17 protein-coding genes are annotated in these 19039 nt (G+C 47.6%); 11 read left to right on the top strand and 6 right to left on the bottom strand.

What is annotated here, in order from left to right; translation table 11 throughout:
* Positions 1-3: 3 nt before the first annotated feature.
* Positions 4-2178, bottom strand: a complete 2175-nt coding sequence (locus tag BW952_RS01450) for a bifunctional diguanylate cyclase/phosphodiesterase (protein WP_052698358.1) — start codon at positions 2176-2178, stop codon at positions 4-6.
* Positions 2179-2367: 189 nt separating this feature from the next.
* On the opposite strand from BW952_RS01450, the gene BW952_RS01445 reads away from it, so the two are divergent.
* The 4 genes from BW952_RS01445 (at position 2368) to BW952_RS01430 (ending at position 5788) form a co-directional block, all read left to right on the top strand.
* Complete coding sequence (locus BW952_RS01445) at positions 2368-2763, top strand: hypothetical protein (RefSeq protein WP_045849515.1); 396 nt, start codon at positions 2368-2370, stop codon at positions 2761-2763.
* A gap of 101 nt (positions 2764-2864) precedes the next feature.
* Complete coding sequence (locus tag BW952_RS01440; RefSeq protein WP_076496161.1) at positions 2865-4277, top strand: S-layer homology domain-containing protein; 1413 nt, start codon at positions 2865-2867, stop codon at positions 4275-4277.
* 154 nt (positions 4278-4431) lie between these two features.
* Positions 4432-5160, top strand: a complete 729-nt coding sequence (locus tag BW952_RS01435; protein ID WP_045849516.1) for a ZIP family metal transporter — start codon at positions 4432-4434, stop codon at positions 5158-5160.
* Between the two features lie 64 nt (positions 5161-5224).
* Complete coding sequence (locus BW952_RS01430; RefSeq protein ID WP_045849517.1) at positions 5225-5788, top strand: TVP38/TMEM64 family protein; 564 nt, start codon at positions 5225-5227, stop codon at positions 5786-5788.
* A 149-nt stretch (positions 5789-5937) separates the two neighbouring features.
* Here BW952_RS01430 and BW952_RS01425 read toward each other — a convergent pair whose 3' ends face one another.
* A complete protein-coding gene (locus tag BW952_RS01425; RefSeq protein WP_045849518.1) occupies positions 5938-6324 on the bottom strand; it encodes a VOC family protein in 387 nt (128 codons plus the stop codon).
* 87 nt (positions 6325-6411) lie between these two features.
* On the opposite strand from BW952_RS01425, the gene BW952_RS01420 reads away from it, so the two are divergent.
* Together BW952_RS01420 and BW952_RS01415 are read left to right on the top strand one after the other, a co-directional pair.
* On the top strand, positions 6412-7296 hold the full coding sequence (locus BW952_RS01420; protein WP_414735776.1) for an SDR family oxidoreductase: 885 nt from the start codon (positions 6412-6414) through the stop codon (positions 7294-7296).
* 258 nt (positions 7297-7554) lie between these two features.
* The gene (locus BW952_RS01415) at positions 7555-9012 is read left to right on the top strand and encodes an alanine/glycine:cation symporter family protein (protein WP_094031932.1); all 1458 of its coding nucleotides are present in this window, start codon (positions 7555-7557) and stop codon (positions 9010-9012) included.
* A gap of 41 nt (positions 9013-9053) precedes the next feature.
* Here the strand turns inward: BW952_RS01415 and BW952_RS01410 are convergent, their stop codons facing one another.
* Together BW952_RS01410 and BW952_RS01405 are read right to left on the bottom strand one after the other, a co-directional pair.
* On the bottom strand, positions 9054-10403 hold the full coding sequence (locus BW952_RS01410; RefSeq protein ID WP_045849520.1) for an MATE family efflux transporter: 1350 nt from the start codon (positions 10401-10403) through the stop codon (positions 9054-9056).
* Between the two features lie 90 nt (positions 10404-10493).
* Positions 10494-11048, bottom strand: a complete 555-nt coding sequence (locus BW952_RS01405) for a TetR/AcrR family transcriptional regulator (RefSeq protein WP_045849521.1) — start codon at positions 11046-11048, stop codon at positions 10494-10496.
* Positions 11049-11215: 167 nt separating this feature from the next.
* On the opposite strand from BW952_RS01405, the gene BW952_RS01400 reads away from it, so the two are divergent.
* The 5 genes from BW952_RS01400 to BW952_RS01380 all read left to right on the top strand — a co-directional run bounded on the left by BW952_RS01400 (position 11216) and on the right by BW952_RS01380 (position 16057).
* A complete protein-coding gene (locus BW952_RS01400; protein ID WP_045849522.1) occupies positions 11216-12409 on the top strand; it encodes an MFS transporter in 1194 nt (397 codons plus the stop codon).
* A gap of 161 nt (positions 12410-12570) precedes the next feature.
* Positions 12571-12990 carry an RrF2 family transcriptional regulator gene (locus BW952_RS01395; protein ID WP_045849523.1) on the top strand — a complete coding sequence of 140 codons (420 nt, stop codon included), beginning with the start codon at positions 12571-12573 and terminating at the stop codon, positions 12988-12990.
* Positions 12991-13015: 25 nt separating this feature from the next.
* Positions 13016-13333: an IDEAL domain-containing protein gene (locus tag BW952_RS01390; protein ID WP_052698359.1), complete on the top strand. Its 318-nt coding sequence runs from the start codon at positions 13016-13018 to the stop codon at positions 13331-13333.
* Between the two features lie 49 nt (positions 13334-13382).
* A complete protein-coding gene (locus BW952_RS01385) occupies positions 13383-14486 on the top strand; it encodes an NADH-dependent flavin oxidoreductase (protein WP_045849524.1) in 1104 nt (367 codons plus the stop codon).
* 131 nt (positions 14487-14617) lie between these two features.
* Positions 14618-16057: a DEAD/DEAH box helicase gene (locus BW952_RS01380; protein ID WP_045849525.1), complete on the top strand. Its 1440-nt coding sequence runs from the start codon at positions 14618-14620 to the stop codon at positions 16055-16057.
* A 159-nt stretch (positions 16058-16216) separates the two neighbouring features.
* On the opposite strand, the gene nirD is transcribed toward BW952_RS01380, so the two are convergent.
* Both nirD and nirB read right to left on the bottom strand, forming a co-directional pair.
* Positions 16217-16525 (bottom strand): nitrite reductase small subunit NirD, encoded by a 309-nt coding sequence (nirD, locus tag BW952_RS01375; protein WP_045849526.1) that lies wholly within the window; start codon positions 16523-16525, stop codon positions 16217-16219.
* A 1-nt stretch (position 16526) separates the two neighbouring features.
* Entirely contained in the window at positions 16527-18938 is a 2412-nt protein-coding gene (gene nirB, locus BW952_RS01370; protein WP_045849527.1) for a nitrite reductase large subunit NirB, read from the bottom strand.
* Positions 18939-19039 lie beyond the last annotated feature (101 nt).

Raw genomic sequence — 19039 nt, 5'->3', positions numbered from 1 at the left:
ATGTTAAAGGCTGACCGGGAAGTTCTTTGGGAAAAATTCATCTGGCGGCACCGGCCGGCCCAGGAGATAGCCTTGAGCGGCATTGCAGCGGTAATCCCTTAAAATTTGAAGCTGCTCGGCGGTTTCCACTCCTTCTGCAACGACGTGAAGGCCGAGGTGGTGAGCCATGAGAATAATCGTCGTAGCGATTTTTTCCGCGCTTTCATTCACCGCAATATCGCGGACGAACGACTGGTCAATTTTCAGCGTATCAATGGGCAGCTTTTGCAGGTAGCTGAGGGAGCTGTACCCGGTACCGAAATCATCAATCGAAATGGACACACCAAGAGATTTTAAGCTGTGCAATACCGCAGCCACGTTGTCGGTGTCCATCGTCATGCTTTCTGTTATTTCACACGTGACATGGCTCGGATGAACGCCGGTTTCCTGCAAAATGGATTCAATCATGCCCGCCAAATTGTGCTGATAAAATTGCGAAATGGACAAATTCACCGATATCGATTGAATAGGCTGACCGAGCGTCTGCCATATGTTTAATTGCCGGCACGCTGTCCGGATCACCCATTCGCCAATCGGGATGATCAAGCCGGTTTCTTCTGCCAGCGGGATAAAGTCTGCGGGTGACACAAGGCCGAAATGCCGGCTGTTCCAGCGAATCAGTGCTTCCGCTCCCTGCAGTTGACCGGTGCACAAATTATGAACAGGCTGATAAACGAGAAACAGCTCGCCCCGGTCCAGCGCCGTCCGGAGTTCACTTTCCATTTTGAGCTTTTTTAATGACTGGCGGTCCAGCGTATTTGTGTAAAATTCATACGAATTTCGGCCTCTTTTTTTTGCTTCATACATGGCGATATCCGCTTTGCGAAACAGTTCTTCTTCCTGGAGGCCATCTCGTGGGTACAAGCTGATGCCGATGCTTGCTGTTATAAACAAATCGTTTTCGAACAGAGTAAACGGTGCGCGGAACTCGTCCAGTACTATTTTTGCCATGATATCCGCTTGCTGCTCATCAGCAGCCTTAAGCAAAATCGTAAATTCATCCCCGCCTTCACGAGAGAACAGAACCGTGTCGTCAAGGCGGGACTGAATGCGGCCGACAATCATCTTCAGCAGCTCATCCCCGCTTTTGTGGCCAAAAGAATCATTGATAAATTTAAAACGGTCCAGGTCAAGAAACAGCAGGGCGTGTGTTTCGTCAGGACTGTGTGCGATGGTCTCATCAAGTACGCGGCGGAACTGGCGCCGATTTGGCAGCCCGGTTAAATAATCGTGGTAAGCGAGCTGCTGAATTTGGTTTTTCGCTTTGTAATGCTGGATGGCCAGGCTTGCCAGGTCTGTCGCTTCCTGGATGATGCGCTTGTCCATACTCGTTGGCGCAGATACTTGATTGTAGTACATCGCGAATGTGCCGATGACATTCCGGTCATTGTCGAATACCGGCGTGGACCAGCAGGCTTTTAACCCGTGCTTTAAAGCAATGTCCCGATAGTTAGCCCACCTCAGGTCCTGCTTGATGTCAGTCGTCATCACCGGTTTTTTCAAAAAAGCTGCTGTGCCGCAGGAGCCCTGATTTTCACCGATTGCGGCGCCATTGATTGCTGTAATATATTCATTAGGCAGATGAGAGGCTGCTCCGTGATAAAGATGTTTCTTCTCCTCATCCAGCAGCAGGATGGAGCAGGGGTGTCCGGGTGAGAACCGTTCGATTGTATTGACAATTTGCTGCAGCACGTCCTGGATCGGCGCACCTTTCGCAATCATTTGCAAAACCGCGTTTTGTCCGTTCAGCAGGTCACTGTTGTATTGCTCTTCGGTGCGAACACGCGCAATGCCAATGGCTCCTTGAATCTTTTGATCGTGAAAAATGGGCACGGCCGTTACCGCTACATACACTACTTGCCGGTTTTTATGGCGAAGCGCCGTCCGGAAAGATTCTTTATGTCCGGTAAATACCCGCTGAAAATGCTGCACTGTTTGAGCGGCGTGCTGCTTGAGCAAAATGGCTGTGTAATCCATCGTAAAAAATTCTGTAGCAGAATAGCCTAAAAGACGGGTAGCCGCTTCGTTCATCAGCTGTATCCGGCCACTTGTATCCATGGCAAAAGAAATTTCGTCATCTTGTTCAAATAGCCACTGATACGCAGTGAGCAGGGATGAAGAGGTGAAAATAGGTTCCATGACATCTGCCCCTTTTTTGTCAAAGACGATTTAGTTCTATTTTACTCAAAATCTGTCGAATCCGCTACGGAAAATGACAAGCACCGGACAGAAATCAAAAAGGAATCGTATTTTAAACGAAAGGTTTCCATTATGAATAATATTCTTTATACTGTGAAATAAGAATATTCAAAAAAAGGAGCAGATGTCATGTCATTTAAGGAACAGCTATTTTCTGCACTGGATAACCGGTTTGAGGATGAACTTTTTTTATCGGATTTATTTCTGGATTTATACGGAAAGCTTGAAGCATTCGACAATGATTTAGAAAAGTATCATTCAGTCGGCCTGGACAGTGTATTTGAAGCGGCAGAAAATGCGGCTGTTCTACGGATCGAGGATCGGTTTCTCCGGTTTGACGTCGTATTTGATGAAACAGAACCGTTCATTCAAGTGACGAGCGGCAAAACAACGGATGAAGAAGTGGAAGTGGTTGATAATATTTACGCGGACAAGCTGTCTTATCCGGAAAGCCTGTATTGGGTGAAAGGGGAGCAGCAAGCCTTTGACCGTTATTTACAATCGGCCTTTGCGCGATTGCTTTAAAAAGAGGGAGACTTGCTTAATGGGCAAGTCTTTTTTTATGGTAAAAATAGTAAGTTATCACCTAATATGGTAAAGTAAAGGGAAAGAAAGGGAGGGATCGAATGAAGAAAACGGTTATCGCAGCAGGATTTTTAACGGTACTTGCGGCGTTTAGCGGACAAGCCTCCGCAGATGCATCAGCGTGTGCCTCATATGGAAGCTTGCAGAAAGGGGTTAATCCGTCTTTTCAGCAGGTAAATTGTCTCATTACGGCAGAAGCGCTTGAGCAGGAGATACCACCGGAAGTCGTGAAAGCCGTTGTTTCGCAGGAAAGCGGAGCATGGAAGCAGTTTGATTCAAACGGACAGGCCATTGTGTCAGCCGATGGCGGGATCGGCTTAATGCAGCTGACGAATCAAAGCGACTTTGACACAGACAAGCTGAAAACAGATATTCTCTATAACATTGAGTCCGGGGTCACCGTACTAGATAAGATGTATGATGCTCGTGTGCCGAAAATCGCCGGTGCAGATCGTGATGTCATTGAAAACTGGTATTTCCCGGTTATGGCGTATAATGGCATCAAGCCGGTGAACAGCCCGATTGTTCAATCCACGGGCTTGCCAAACCTTCTCGCTTACCAGGAGCAGGTTTTTGCGAAAATTGAACAAAACAGCTATTTAAATGACACGAAGCTGGCTGGATTTACATTTCAATCAAGCGATTTTCAGTACAATCCGAATTCATCAGAAAATATTGTGTTTACGAAAATGAGCTATACGGTCACAGAGCAGACGCATGATACAATATACACCATTCAAAAAGGGGATCGCGTTCAAACGACTGCCAGCCCCAATCTGCGCACGGCTCCAGGAGGCAGCTTGAGTGGTTCTTTAGCAAAAGGAACCGTTCTTGAAGTGACGGATTCCTGGCAGTTTGATCAAAACGCAGGTTCAAATGTCCAGTATGTCTGGATTCCGGTTAAAAGCGCAACGGGACAAGCCGGGTATGTATCGTCCGCCTATCTTGAAAAAACGGACAAGCCTTTACCGGTGAAAACCTTTACGGATGTGCCATCTTCCCACAATTTTTATCAGGACATTACGTCGCTTTCAAGTCAGGGAATTATTAACGGGTTTCCGGACGGAACATTCCGCCCGGGCGAATACGTTACCCGTGGCCAGGCAGCGATTATGATGGTCAAGGCGCTTGGGCTTCCGACAAACGGAACGAGTGAAATCGAGACGGTGATGAGACACGAAGTCATGAATGGCTTTACGGACGGCTCCTTTTATGCCGATCGCCCCGTAACGCGCGAACAAATGGCCATTATTTTGTCGAATGCATTTGCGTTAAACAAAACGGCATCGATCGCCTTTACCGATGTCTATCCTGAAATGCAGGCCTATGAATCGATCCGGCGGGTAATCGCAGCCCAAATCGCCTACGGCTACAATAACAACACATTTAGACCGAAGCAGCCAGTGACGCGGCAGGAATCCGCTGCTCTCATCAACCGGGCGCTTCAGAAGTAAAAAAAACGTTATTGGCAAAACCACTAGAATAAAAGCCGAACGATGCATCGTTCGGCTTTTGAAATTATCTTATTTAACTATGTGCAAAATTCAAATATTAGTCGTTTTAATAAAAGATCGTTAGGGAATTGAAAAAGAAAAAGGAGGGGGAAGTATGTGGCATGCCTTCATGTGGGGCGGGGTTTCGGGTTCTGCCGTATTGCTCGGAGCACTCGCTGCGTTGTTTTTGCCGATCCAAAAAAAAGTGATCGGCTACATAATGGCGTTTGGTACAGGCGTTTTAATCGGTGCGGCTACGTATGAGCTACTCGGTGAATCAGTAGAAAAAGGAGGATTTTTGGCGACAGGGACTGGTTTTCTAGCAGGAGCGCTCGTTTTCACCCTGCTGGATATCGCCATTTCTAAAAAGGGCGCGTCCAAACGGAAACGGTCTCATTCGCAATCGTCCGATCAAGGCTCTGGGATTGCGATTTTTATTGGAACGGTCATGGATGCGATCCCTGAATCGATTATGATTGGCGCAAGCCTTCTCGCCGGCCAGGGTGTCAGCTTGCTGCTCGTGATCGCGATTTTCATCAGCAATGTTCCTGAAGGCCTTTCCAGTACAACGGGTTTGATGAAGAGCGGCTATTCAAAAAAGAACATTTTCATTCTTTGGATCACTGTGTTGTTTATATCTGGATTCAGTGCCTGGGCGGGCTATTTTTTCCTTGGAGGTGCTTCTTTAGAGGTCATGGCGGCGATCGCTGCTTTTGCAGGGGGCGGAATCATCGCAATGGTCGGTTCGACAATGATGCCCGAAGCGTTTGAAGAAGGGGGGCCGATTGTTGGGTTTCTGGCAGCGCTTGGCTTGTTTGTGTCTCTTCTTTTAAATGAATTGTAAAAGGAAAGAAGCCGTTTCCTCCTGCTTGAAATCTGCTACACTAAAAGCAGAGAGGTGAACGAATATGATGGAAGTGGAAAGATGGATTGAAGGAATTATTGAGCAGGCAGGCTGGCTTGGGCCGGTTTTCTTTATATTGCTTCATTTGCTCCGGCCTTTTTTGTTTTTGCCGGTCGTTGTTATTTGTATTGCGGGAGGCTATTTATTCGGGTTTGTACAAGGGGCGATTTATTCGATCATTGGGCTGTCGTTAATGGGGGCGGTTTTTTATAAAATCGTCAATCGGTTTCCATTTGTTCGGGAGCGGATGATGAAAGTGAAGAGAAAGGTGGCGGGGGAGCGAAAAATGACGATCGGCCAGGTCATGATTCTTCGTGTGATGCCATTTGTCCACTTTCATTTGCTGTCTATCTATTTAATGGACATGACGAGATCCTATCGTGAGTACATGCAATATTCGATTTTAGGCGTGATCACGCCAGCGCTGCTGTACACTGCATTCGGAGAAGCGATGGAAAAAATGCCCTGGTATGTGTCCGTCACTTTTTTGTCTGTTTTGCTTGCTTTATATGCACTTCTGGGGCGCAGAAACAAAAATCGGCAACAAGAATCCAGTGAATCCTGTTAAACGGGGTTCATTATTTTCTTGTTTCATTATGTGCAAAATTCAAAATTAAATAAGTAAATAAAAAGTGATTACGGCGCAAATGTGCTTTCATTGCGCCGTCGATAGGATGATTGCGCCATAACAGCACAGAATTGGGCCGATGCCCGTCCTTATTTGTTTCGTTCTACGTGAAGTTCAATCAAATTCCCGTCTGGATCTGACACAAAAATCTGGGCAAATCCGCTGACACTGTTTGGCTTCTCCAACATCGGGATGTTCATTTTTTCTAGCCATTCTCGTGTTTGCTCATAGCTTTTGACCCGAAGAGCCAGATGTCCTTCACGGCTGGATAGAAAAGGATCGTGGCGGATTGTCTGGGACTCCGGTAAAACGAGCAGGTGAATCTGCTGACTGCCGGCCGCGTACCAGGCACCTTCAAAGTCGAACGGGGGACGCTTTAGTTCGGGAAGACAAAGGACTTCTCCATAAAAAACTTTCGCTTTTTCTAAATCGGTCACATTTAACCCCACATGGTGCAGCTGCTCATATTCAATCATCGGCTTCCATCCTTTTTGCCCCATTATAACATGTTTATCTTTTCATTAGAGGGGAATACTTTCCTTGTACATTAAAAATGGATGGAGATGGATATTGTGGCAAAGGATAAATTCGAACGAATTCATGAGGAAACACCACCGCAAACACAAAGCCAGCAGCCGGGAATCGAGTCTGAAATGACGCCTGAACCGATTTATGATGATCAGGATTACCAGGGGTCAGGCAAGCTGGCCGGCAAAACGGCGCTGGTCACAGGGGGCGATTCCGGAATTGGCCGTGCGGTCGCGATCGCTTTTGCGAAGGAAGGCGCCAATGTGGCGATTGCCTACTTGAATGAAGACGGCGATGCTGAGAAAACGGTCAAGCTGATTGAAGCATACGGTGTGAAAGCATTCAGCATCGCAACGGATGTAAGCGATGTGGAAAACTGCAAAAAGCTCGTTGATAAGGTCGTTTCTGAATTCGGCAGCTTAAATGTGCTGGTGAACAATGCCGGCAAACAGTTTCCGACAAAGGATTTCTTGTCGATTACGCCGGAACAGCTGCAGGAAACGTTCCAGACAAATATTTTCTCCATGTTCTATTTAAGCCAGGCAGCGCTTCCTCATATGCAAAAAGGGGATACCATCGTAAACACGTCGTCCGTGACAGCTTACCGCGGTGCGCCGGAGCTCATCGATTATTCATCGACAAAAGGAGCCATTACAACCTTTACCCGCTCCCTTGCTGCGAACCTGGCTGAAAAAGGCATTCGGGTGAATGCAGTGGCACCGGGTCCTATTTGGACGCCGCTTATCCCTGCGACTTTTGATGAGGAAAAAGTAGCGAAGCACGGAGCAGATACGCCGATGGGACGCCGCGGACAGCCTTCAGAAAATGCGCCTGCATTTGTGTACCTGGCTTCAAACGACTCCACGTACGTCACAGGCCAGACGATTCATGTAAACGGCGGCGATTTTATTACGTCGTAAAACCAAACAATGCGAAAGCGTTCGGCCCTGAGCTGAACGCTTTTTGTTTTTCTTCCATAATAAATTGAAAAGTCAAAAAAATAATTTACATTTTAATGAAAATAAGGCATGATAGAATGGTCATTTAGATAGCGCTTACAATTAGGGGGTGAAAAGAAAGCGTTCTTTCTTCTTTTTGTGTAAGAAAACATAACATGGGTATTGTTATTTTTTACATTTTCATTTATTCTAAAAAAGTAAATCACCTCAGAGACAGAAATGGAGAGATGTTGTTTGGAAGCCTTCGTGACATGGTTAAATTCAATTTTATGGAGTACGCCGGTTATTTATATTTTACTCGGTGTCGGTCTTGTTTTTTCGATCATGACCCGCTTATTGCAAGTGCGTCACATTAAAGAAATGGTTAGATTGATGTTTCAAGGAAAAAGTTCAGATGCAGGGGTTTCTTCGTTCCAGGCACTTGCCATCGCCTTGAGCGGACGAGTGGGAACCGGGAACATTGCTGGGGTTGCTTCAGCCATCTTTTACGGGGGACCTGGAGCGGTTTTCTGGATGTGGGCGATTGCGTTTATCGGCGCGTCCAGTGCGTTTATTGAATCGACGCTTGCACAGATTTACAAAACAAAGCAGGATGGTCAATATCGCGGTGGTCCTGCATACTATATTGAAAAAGGAATCGGCATTAAATGGTTTGCTATGCTGTTCGCTTTTGCAGCGCTGATTGCGATGGCTGTGCTTATGCCTGGCGTTCAGTCTAACTCCATTGCGGCAGGAATTAACAATGCATTTGGCATCAGCCCTGTTATGACTGGTATTGTTGTTGTTTTGCTTCTCGCATTTATTATTTTCGGCGGGGTTAAGCGGATTGCCCATGCAGCACAGGTGATTGTTCCGTTTATGGCACTCGGCTATATTCTGATTTCTTTGATTATTGTGTTAATGAACATTACAGAGCTTCCATCTGTTATTGCACTTATTTTCCGGAGCGCGTTCGGTGTGGATCAAGTATTTGGCGGTTTGCTGGGGATGGCCATTTCATGGGGCGTTAAGCGCGGGATTTATTCAAATGAAGCAGGACAGGGAACAGGTCCTCACCCGGCAGCTGCGGCCGAAGTCTCTCACCCGGCAAAGCAAGGTCTTGTTCAGGCGTTCTCTGTATACATTGATACGCTATTTGTCTGCTCAGCTACAGCATTTATGATTTTATTTACCGGCATGTATAATACAACGACAGGTCCGGATGAAGGACCATATGTAGTTGAAAATCTAGCAGGCGTTGAAGTGGGACCTGGCTTTACACAGGCAGCCATTGACAGTGTGCTTCCAGGCTTCGGTGCGGGTTTTGTCGCAGTTGCCTTGTTCTTCTTCGCTTTCACAACGATTATGGCTTACTACTATATCGCTGAAACGAATATTTCGTATTTAATGAGAGGGAAAACAAGCCCGCTCGCGATTAATGCGCTGCGCCTCGTTTTGCTGATTACAACGTTTTACGGTGCGACAAACGAATCGGCGCTTGCCTGGGCATTTGGGGATGCGGGACTTGGCATCATGGTCTGGCTGAACGTTATTGCAATCGTGATGCTCGCCAAACCGGCCCTTCTCGCGTTGAAAGATTACGAGACACAGAAAAAACAAGGGAAAGACCCGGTGTTTGACCCGAAAGCACTCGGCATTAAAAATGCGGATTTCTGGGAAAATGAATACAAAAAGTAACACAAAAAAGAAGCAGCCCATCAGCGGGCTTGCTTCTTTTTTTAAGCGTTCAGCTGCTTTTGGTTTTGGTTCACGCGCTTGAAGCGTCCTTTTCGCTCGTATTGGATAATGGTCAACAGCACAATGAGCTCAGAAACCGGAATGGTCAGCCAAACACCAGCGAGACCGAATAAAGAAGGCAGCACGGCCAGGAGCAGAAGCATAATGACAATTTGACGGGCCAGCGTGATCCAGACGGCCATGCGCACGCGTCCAATCGATTGATAATACGTCATCATAATGAAGTTAATGCCCATGAACAAATAGCCGATGAAAAACAGCCCGATGGCGTCAATGGCCAGAGCGGTTACCGATGGAGAAAAGTCGCCAAATACAGAAACGATCGGGCCCGCAGCTGCCTGGCCGATAATAAAAAACAAGAAACCGGCTCCAGCGGCAACAAAAAGAGCGAGTCGAAGCGTTTCTTTTTTCCGGATTTCATTCAATGCGCCATGATAATAGCTGATGAGTGGCTGAATGGCGGAGCCCATACCGAAAAACAGCATGAGCATGACGCTGTGCACATAATTTAAAATCGAAAATGCGGCAACACCGTCCGTGCCCGCCATTTTTTCCAGCAGAACATTATGGGAAACGGTAAAGACAGACATGCCAATTTCAGCGATAAAGCTTGGGAATCCGACGGCGATGATGATCCAGATCAGCTTTTTTTCAAACGCAAACCGGACGAGCTTTAAATTGCTGAACCGGCTGAAAAAATGCGCAGACAAAACCAAGATGGCCAGTCCGCATGAGATGACAGTCGCCAATGCCGCACCGGAAACGCCCCAGTTTAGCTTGAACAAAAACACATAATTCAAGATAATATTCGCCAGCGCCATTGTCACTAGAGCGGTCATGGCAAGGTTCGGCCCGCCGTCGTTTCGGACAAATACACTAAAAACACTTTCAATGGTGAAAACAAAACCAAATAACAGCATGACGGTCATATATTCCGATGCATACGGATACGTCTCTTTATTAGCGCCGAGTGCGTACACGAGCGGCTCGCGAAACGAATAAGCGGCCACGGCAATAAAAATCGTGATGGAAAAAACGAGCACAAGTGCCTGGGTAAAGATCGCACGCGCCTGTTTCGTTTCTGCCGCACCCATAGCAATTGAATAACGGGTGGCAGCGCCGATGCCGATCCAAAGAGAGATAGCAAAAAAGATCGTATAAACAGGCGATGCAATGCCTACACCCGCCAGCGCCTCTGCACCGAGACGGCTGCCGACCATAATGCCGTCAATCACCACATTCGCCGCCATGAGCATCATGCCAATCATGGAGGGGATTAAGTAACGGATAAACAGCCGGACGACAGACTGGCTGTTAAGTGAAACATTCATGCGGGAAAACACTCCTTTAAAATAAGAAAACTATTTTTGTTTTATTGGTTTTGTGAGGACAAAGAAAAACAGCATCAGCTTCCGCTAATACTACTCTCTTTTTACAAGTCCATATAAAATCAAGTTTACGATAGAATGAAAGGCTTCATCGACTGTAATTCGATTATCCTGGAAAAAGCGGCGGTCCAAAGTTGTGTTGGTGGCGCCTATAATAAGCTTCATAACAAGCTGAACATTCGTTTCGGCAATTAATCCTTCTTCAATGCCTTGCTCAATGAGCAGTCTCAAATCGTCCCATTGACTGAGCGCCGCATTCATTTTTTCCCACTGTTCTGGATATGTGCGCTTCATCTGGTCTAATATACGGGAGTCATAAAACTCGGTAAAAGTAGGCACGACTGTGATCGTTTGTTTTATTTTCTCAAGCAGATCGATTTCTGGATTTGTTAAAATGGCAGATGTCCGCTCGTCAAGAGACGTGAGCGTGGATTCAATAATGGCATCTAAAATGGCCACTTTAGATGGAAAGTGCTCGTACAGCGTTCTTTTGCTGATGCCAAGCCGCCTCGATAAGTCATCCATCGTGAATTTCATGCCTTTTTCAATAATTTCCTCAATAAAAGCATTCATAATGCGTTCTTTCATGGTATAATCTCCTTCGGGCAAAAAACTAGGAAAACAATAATAGTTTTATTCGTACTGATTCGGATTATAAGCCCTTTTAAAAAAAGAGTCAATTGCAGAATAAAATCATTTCCGTTTCCGAAACAATTTGCTAAAATAATCAAGCGTATACAAAAGGAGGATATTACATGACCGGTGATCAGCGAAAAAAGTTAATCATTTTAATGATTAACATGTTTATAGCCATTGGCAGCTTTGGGATTATCATTCCGATTTTGCCGGCTTATTTAGAGTCAATTAACCAGGGCGGAATGGCTGCCGGTTTAATGATTGCGATTTTTGCAGGAGCCCAGCTGGTGTTTTCACCGGTGGCAGGAAAATGGGCGGATGATTATGGCCGCCGGAAAATGATCATTTACGGCTTGTTCGGTCTGACCGTTTCAAGCTTTGTCTTTTATTTCTTTGATTCCATCTGGATGCTTTATGTGTCACGTGTAATTGGCGGCATTGGCGCCGCACTTCTCATTCCGGCGATTTTTGCTTATGTGGCGGATATTACGACGTTTGAGCAGCGGGCAAAAGGAAACAGTATGATCTCAGCGGCTATGTCGTTCGGGATTGTGGTTGGTCCTGGCATCGGCGGATTTCTAGCGGATTTCGGCTTGAAGACACCCTTTTTAGTGTCCGCCATTGTGTCCGTGTTTGCGGTTATTTTCTCCGTGGCCATGCTGAAGGAGCCGGACCGCCCTGTGCAGCCGGTGATGGCCGATCGTCCACCGGAAGAGTCGATGGTGAAGAAGCTGGCTCGTTCTGTGAAAATGCCGTATTTTATCCCACTCGTGATTACACTTGTGATGAGCTTTGGCTTAATGGCGTATGAGTCGGTGCTTGGCTTGTTCGTCGATAACGAATTCGGCGCTTCTCCACAGGACATTGCGTTTATGATTACCTCAACCGGAATCGTCAGCGTCATCGTGCAGCTGTTTATTGTGGACCGGATTGTGACGAAATACGGAGAAGGAAAAGTGTTGAACGTATTTATCGCGATAGCCGCTTTTGGCTTTTTCGTTTCACTGTTCGCTAAAAATTACTGGCTGTTTTTCGGCATTTCACTTCTTATTTTCTGTGCAACGTCGATTTTGCGTCCGGTGTTAAACACACTTGTGTCAAAAATGGCTGGAAATGAACAAGGGTTTGCGATGGGCATGAACAATATGTACATGTCGATCGGCAACGTGCTTGGCCCAACCTGTGCCGGGCTGCTGTACGATGTAAATATTTATTATCCATTCATGCTGGGGCTTGTGCTTCTGGCGCTGACGCTCGTCATTACGATTGTGTGGCAGCGGCGTGCCGTGAAACAAAACGTATTATCTTCTTAAATGCAGACTGCCGGTTTAATCGGCAGTCTGTTTTTATGGGTGACAATTGACACGAAAGGGTTATTGACAATGCGTCAATTGTCATGTAAAATCACTTCCATTGACTTTTTAAACTGTACAAAATAAAATTACAGTACGTTTTCAGGAAGGGGAACGCACGATTGAATAGTGATTTCACCATCGCGGTTCATGGTCTTGTTTTTTTGGCGTATTTGCCGGGACACCGGGCTTCAAGTGAAGCCATTGCCCATAATGTGGCAACCAATCCGGCCCGCATACGCAAAGTGATGAGTGCGCTCCGCAAAGAAGGTTACGTGAAAACGAAAGAAGGCACTCGCGGGGGATATATGCTCGGTATGATGCCCGACCAAATTGCCCTTGGCCATGTATATGACGCCATTTCAAAAGGCGCGCTGCAGCCAAACTGGCAGACGGGTGATCCGGAACATATTTGTCCAGTGGCTTCAAATACACAAGGTGTAATGGATTACATTTTTAAAGAAGCAGAAGGCGCCTACACAGCGTTTTTAAATCAATTTACGGTTGCTGATGTTTTGCAAAAAATTAAAGCAAACAAGTAACCAGTCCAAACAGGAAGTGAGAAAAATGGGGAAGAAAGCACAATTTCATGTCGGTGAATGGGTCCAAGGCGAAACGTGGGATAAACAGAGAATCTACGGATATGTCGTAAAAATAGAGAACCCGGAAGACATTACGAAAGTGTACATCGTGGATTCAGTGAATGAGGAGCTTGCAGGGCGCATGATTCGTGTTCTGACAAAGTCGTTGCAGTCCGTGCCGAAGCAGGAGCCGGCCGAAGCAGCGCTTGAGCAGCTGATTGACATGGCACTGCTGACGAAGGATGAAGAGTGGTTTGCGCAATTGTCTGCGCAGCTTGAAGAATTAAAGAAGCAATATTCATAAGGATATCTCTGTTGCGTAAAATCAATGGAGACGGACAAGGAGTCTGACAATGAAATCAACCTATTCAGCGTTATTTGAAAAATCGTCGCTTAAAAGCGGCGTTGAGCTCAAAAACCGTTTAATCATGGCGCCTATGACGAACTTTTCTTCCCATGAGGATGGAACGGTGACAGATGCAGAGGTTTCTTATTATGCCCGCCGTTCAGAAGGCGTGGCAGCCGTTATTACAGCTTGCACGTACGTTACACCGAATGGGAAAGGGTTCCCCGGCGAGTTTGCCGGAGACCGGGATGAAATGATTCCAAGCCTTTCACGTCTGGCATCCGCGATTCAGGAAAAAGGAGCAAAAGCCATTTTGCAAATTTTTCATGGTGGACGGATGGTGCCGCCGCACTTAGTCGATGGCGATGTGGTCAGTGCCAGCAGCGTGCCGGCCGAAGCGGAAGGAAGCCCGGTGCCGCGCGCGCTTTCTGCTGATGAAGTAGAGGAAATCATTCATGCTTTTGGTGAAACCACTCGCCGTGCGATTGAAGCAGGGTATGACGGCGTGGAAATTCATGGAGCGAATGGCTATTTGATTCAGCAATTTTTCTCCCCGCATTCCAATCGCCGGACCGACCAGTGGGGCGAGCGCCTGGCGTTTCCGATGGCTGTTGTGGATGCCGTGAAAAAAGCGGCGTCAAAAGCGGAGCGTCCATTTGCGGTCGGCTACCGGTTTTCTCCGGAAGAGCCGGAAACACCAGGCATTACGATGGCAGATACACTGTCGCTAATTGATGCACTCAAACAAAAAAACCTCGACTATTTGCACGTTTCATTAGGCGAGTTCTGGTCAGAGCCGCGCCGTGGAGTAGAGGACTCCCGCACACGTCTTGAAATCATTAAAGAGCGTGCAGGCGAGGATGTGCCTGTTATTGGTGTCGGCTCGATTTACACAGCAGACGACGCGATGAAAGCACTTGAAACAGGTGTTGATCTGTTGGCGATCGGCCGTGGGCTTATTATTGAGCCGGATTGGGTGCAAAAAGTAGAAAGCGGCCGCGAAGAAACCATCGCGGTGAAAATTGATCAAAGCGCGCAGGACAAGCTGGTTGTGCCGGACCCGCTCTGGAATGCGATTATTCAGACGCCAGGCTGGTTTCCGGGCGTTTAATTGGAGCTGTTCCTTTTACAGGGAACGGCTTTTTTTATGTGAAAGATGTGAAATATATCAGCGCTTTTGAACAAACTACCGTATAATGAGAAACGGTTAACACTCTATAACAAAAAGAAGGTCGTTCAGTTATGAATCAATTATTTAGTCAATTTTCGATCAGTGCAGAAATTCAACGGGCACTCACCGAACTATCGTATAAAAAGCCAACCGCCGTTCAGCAGGCGGTTATTCCAGATGCGCTGTTAAGGAAGGATTTAATTGTCAAGTCGCAAACAGGCAGCGGTAAAACGGCATCGTTCGCGATCCCGCTTGTGGAGCTGACAGACTGGGAGGAAAATAAGCCTCAAGCGCTTGTCCTGACTCCAACACGAGAACTGGCTGCTCAAGTCAAAGAAGATATCACCAACATTGGCCGCTTTAAACGGACGAAAGCGACCGCCATTTACGGGAAGTCGCCATTTGCCCGCCAAAAGCTGGAACTCAAGCAAAAAACACATATTGTCGTCGGTACGCCGGGGCGTGTTCTGGATCATATCGAAAAAGAAACGCTCGATGTACAGAAAATCCAGTATCTCGTCATTGATGAAGCGGACGAAATGTTAAACATGGGGTTTATTGAGCAAGTATCCGCCATTATCGAGCGTTTGCCTTCCGAGCGTGTGACGATGCTGTTTTCCGCCACATTCCCGGCGGATATCGTCCACCTGGCGGATACGTATATGAACGACCCGAAACGAATAGACGTCACGAAGGAAGCCGCGGCTCCTGCGATCACACATGAAGTGATTGCAGTGGCAGAGGAACAGAAAATGGATGTGACCCGGCAGGTGTTAACAGTTGAAAGTCCGGAAAGCGCCATTTTATTTTGCCGCACACAGGAACGGGTGGAAACATTATTCGACGCACTGGACGGAGCAGGTATTTCATCAGGCATGCTTCACGGCGGTATGGTGCAGGAAGACCGCTTTGACGTGATGAATAAGTTCAAGCGCGGCGATTTCCGTTATTTGTGCGCAACGGACGTGGCGGCGCGCGGCATTGATGTGGAAGACATTCCGCTCGTCATCCATTTTGACGTGCCGCTTGAAAAAGAAAGCTACGTTCACCGCACAGGACGGACAGGACGTGCCGGGCAATCCGGAAAAGCGATTGCGCTTATGTCTCCGTTTGAGAAAAAGTTCGTGAACGAGATTGAGGAATTTGTCGGCTTTGAACTCCAGCAGATCAATGCGCCGTCGCCATCAAAAGTAAAAGCAGCAAAAGCTTTATTTGACGCAAAAATGTCTGTCCGGCCGGAGCCGAAAAAAGATAAAGGCGAGCAGCTGAACAAAGACATTATGAAGCTGTACTTTAACGGCGGCAAAAAGAAAAAGCTGCGCGCTGTTGATTTTGTCGGCACAATCTCCAACCTGCCGGGCATTGAAGCAGCCGATATCGGCATTATCACCATTCAAGACAACGTCACGTACGTGGAAATTTTAAATGGAAAAGGTGCGGCCGTGCTGCGCGCGATGAAAACAACGACTGTAAAAGGCAAGCAGCTGAAAGTGCAAAAAGCGAGAAACTAATCTGCCTCTTGAGTTGGCTGGGTTGGCGCAATTACGTGGATTAAGGCGCAATTAAATGAAATACGGCGCAATTCGCAACGAATTGCGCCGTATTCGCCATAATTGCGCCGAACAAAAACAAAAGCCGAGCGATGTCCTATCGCTCGGCTTTCTGTATTCCTATACAATCACATACACCTGGTTTTCTTGAATAACTACATCAAACGTGTCCGTGCAGCCGGTATCCGGTGCTTCGACTGCGCCGGTGTCCAGGTTGATTTTCCGGTCGTGAAGCGGACAGAAAACGTGATGACCGCTGACCATGCCGGCAGCGAGCGGACCCTGTTTATGAGGGCAGGCATTCGTCACCGCCCGAAATGTGCCATCTGTCAGCCGGAACACCGCCAGTGTTCGGCCTCCGGCTGTGACTTCTTTTCCAAGCTGGACGGGAAATTCGTCAATAGAGCCTACCAATGCTTTTTCACTCATCTTACTGCACTCCTCCTGGCTGAAACAGCTGATTTTTTACTTCGTCATTTTCCACAATGGCCTTCCACGGCTCCTGGAAAGTGGAAAGCGTGATTTCCAGACGTGCGGCAAGCTCCGGCTGACGGGCAAAAACCTGCTCCTTCACAGATTCGAGCCCGACCCGTTCAATCCATGCCGATGTCCGTTCAAGATAGCGGGCGTTTTCACGGTACAGCTGTAAAAAAGCGAGAATGAGCTGTTCGGCTTCATCATCATTTCCAACGCGGCCGAGCAGTTCGCCTTGACGGAGATCAACACCACCATTGCCACCCACGTAAATGTCCCAGCCGCCTTCAAGTCCAACAAGTCCGACATCCTTAATTAGCGACTCGGCACAGTTGCGCGGACAAGCCGACACGCCGAGTTTTACTTTGTGCGGAGAGCTCATGCCTTCGAGCTTTTTCTCCATCCGGATGCCGAAGCCGACGGAATCTTGCGTGCCAAACCGGCAAAACCGTTCACCTACGCACGTTTTAACCGTTCGAAGCGTTTTGCCGTACGCGTAGCCCGATGGCATGTCAAGCTCCTTCCACACATGCGGCAAATCTTCTTTTTTCACACCGAACAAGTCGATCCGCTGGCCTCCGGTTACTTTTAGGAGCGGCACGTTGTACTTTTCCGCCACATCGGCAATTTTGCGCAGCTGCTGGACATCTGTCACACCGCCGTACATGCGAGGCACAACCGAGAAGGTGCCATCTTTATTAATATTGGCATGAAGGCGCTCATTTACGAAGCGAGACGCTGGCTCATCTTCATGCTCAAGCGGATGAATCATGCCGAGGTAATAGTTTAGCGCCGGGCGGCATTTCGAGCAGCCTTCTTCGTTTTTCCAGCCGAGCACGTTCATGACTTCCTTCGTGGTTTGAAGGCCTTTTTCTCTTATCTCCGTCGCAACCTGCTCATGACTCAAATCGGTACAGTTGCACAGTGTATCCGCGGTTTTTACTTGAAAGTCTTCACCGAGCGTATGCTCAAGAAGCGCTTCAATCATCGGTTTGCAGCCGCCGCAGGAACGGCAGGCATTCGTCGTTTCTTTGACGCCATCAAGTGTGACCGCGTTTTCCTCAACAATTGCTTGAACAATCCGGCCCTTTGTCACGCCGTTGCAGCCGCAGACAATTTCATCGGCCGCCATCGTGACGACAGGATGCTCACCTGGCGTACTGTTTTCTGCCGGCAGAATTTCCACCTTGCTCAAAGAGGAAATATCGGTGCGTTTTCTCATCAAATCAAGGAGGCGGGGGGCATCCGATGTGTCGCCGAATAGAACGGCACCGCGAACCCGGTTTTCTTCAATGACGACTTTTTTATACACCCGGTCGAATTCATCGTGCACACGGATGGATTTGGTTTCTTCTGTTTCATGGAAATCGCCGGCAGAAAACACATCCACACCGGAAACCTTCAGCTGGGTGAATACGACCGAGCCAGTGTAAGGAGTTACTTCACTCCGGCTGCCCGACACAAGACGCTTGGCGAGTGTTTTTCCTTGTTCGTAAAGGGGGGCCACAAGACCATAGGCGACACCCCGGTGCTCCGCGCATTCGCCGACAGCATAAATATCCGGCAAACTCGTTTCCATGTAGTCATTGACGATGATCGCCCGATTTGTTTGAAGGCCGATTTCCTGCGCCAGCTTGATGTTCGGGCGAATACCGACAGCCATCACCACAAGGTCCGCTGCGAGCTCTGATCCATCCTTGAATGTCAGGCCGGTTACATGACCATCACCATTTAACTGGATTGTTTGCTTATTCATTAGAAAGGTCATGCCCTGCGCTTCCAGTTCTTCTTTTAACATGGCCGACGCTTGTGCATCCAGCTGCGCCTCCATCAGCGAGTCGAGAACGTGCACAACATAGACGTCCATGTTCAAATTCAGCAGTCCTCGAGCCGCTTCCAGCCCGAGGAGCCCGCCGCCAATGACAACCGCCCGTTTTTTCTTCTTCGCATACGTCATCATCGTTTCACAGTCTTGAATGTTGCGGAAGCCGATGACGCCTTGCTGATCAGCGCCGGGAAGTGGCAGAATAAACGGGTTTGAGCCGGTTGCGATGATCAGATGGTCATAAGGAACCGTTTTTCCAGACACACTTGTGACCGTTTTGCCAGTCGAATCAATAGCGGCGACCGCATCACCAGTGTGGAGGTGGATGCCGTTCGTTTCATACCAGCTGCGGCGATTCAATACAATTTCGTCCATCTGCGTGTTGCCTTGAAGCACTTTGGACAGCATAATCCGGTTGTAATTCACATGAGGTTCATCCCCAAATACCGTGATATCGAACCGTTCGGGCTCGATGGCGATGATTTCCTCCAGGCAGCGTATGCCGGCCATGCCATTTCCGATTAAGACTAATTTTTCCTTCATGAAAAGTCCCTCCCTTTGTTACTGTTACGATAAAGAGTACAGGAAAAAGAAAGGTATTAATGTGAAAAAAATCACAATAAACGAAAGGAAATATGACAAAT

It is taken from the genome of Domibacillus enclensis, from assembly GCF_900156125.1.
In the GTDB taxonomy this organism is placed as follows: Bacteria; Bacillota; Bacilli; order Bacillales; family Domibacillaceae; genus Domibacillus; species Domibacillus enclensis.
This window is presented reverse-complemented; position numbering and strand designations above follow the sequence as displayed.

Coding starts and splice junctions, on each gene's coding strand:
- BW952_RS01420 (WP_414735776.1), top strand. CDS start 6,412: ATGGATATTGTGGCAAAGGATAAATTCGAACGAATTCATGAGGAAACA.
- BW952_RS01400 (WP_045849522.1), top strand. CDS start 11,216: ATGACCGGTGATCAGCGAAAAAAGTTAATCATTTTAATGATTAACATG.
- BW952_RS01430 (WP_045849517.1), top strand. CDS start 5,225: ATGATGGAAGTGGAAAGATGGATTGAAGGAATTATTGAGCAGGCAGGC.
- BW952_RS01380 (WP_045849525.1), top strand. CDS start 14,618: ATGAATCAATTATTTAGTCAATTTTCGATCAGTGCAGAAATTCAACGG.
- BW952_RS01450 (WP_052698358.1), bottom strand. CDS start 2,178: ATGGAACCTATTTTCACCTCTTCATCCCTGCTCACTGCGTATCAGTGG.
- BW952_RS01435 (WP_045849516.1), top strand. CDS start 4,432: ATGTGGCATGCCTTCATGTGGGGCGGGGTTTCGGGTTCTGCCGTATTG.
- BW952_RS01405 (WP_045849521.1), bottom strand. CDS start 11,048: ATGAAAGAACGCATTATGAATGCTTTTATTGAGGAAATTATTGAAAAA.
- BW952_RS01440 (WP_076496161.1), top strand. CDS start 2,865: ATGAAGAAAACGGTTATCGCAGCAGGATTTTTAACGGTACTTGCGGCG.
- BW952_RS01445 (WP_045849515.1), top strand. CDS start 2,368: ATGTCATTTAAGGAACAGCTATTTTCTGCACTGGATAACCGGTTTGAG.
- BW952_RS01415 (WP_094031932.1), top strand. CDS start 7,555: ATGGAGAGATGTTGTTTGGAAGCCTTCGTGACATGGTTAAATTCAATT.
- BW952_RS01385 (WP_045849524.1), top strand. CDS start 13,383: ATGAAATCAACCTATTCAGCGTTATTTGAAAAATCGTCGCTTAAAAGC.
- BW952_RS01425 (WP_045849518.1), bottom strand. CDS start 6,324: ATGATTGAATATGAGCAGCTGCACCATGTGGGGTTAAATGTGACCGAT.
- nirB (WP_045849527.1), bottom strand. CDS start 18,938: ATGAAGGAAAAATTAGTCTTAATCGGAAATGGCATGGCCGGCATACGC.
- nirD (WP_045849526.1), bottom strand. CDS start 16,525: ATGAGTGAAAAAGCATTGGTAGGCTCTATTGACGAATTTCCCGTCCAG.
- BW952_RS01410 (WP_045849520.1), bottom strand. CDS start 10,403: ATGAATGTTTCACTTAACAGCCAGTCTGTCGTCCGGCTGTTTATCCGT.
- BW952_RS01390 (WP_052698359.1), top strand. CDS start 13,016: ATGGGGAAGAAAGCACAATTTCATGTCGGTGAATGGGTCCAAGGCGAA.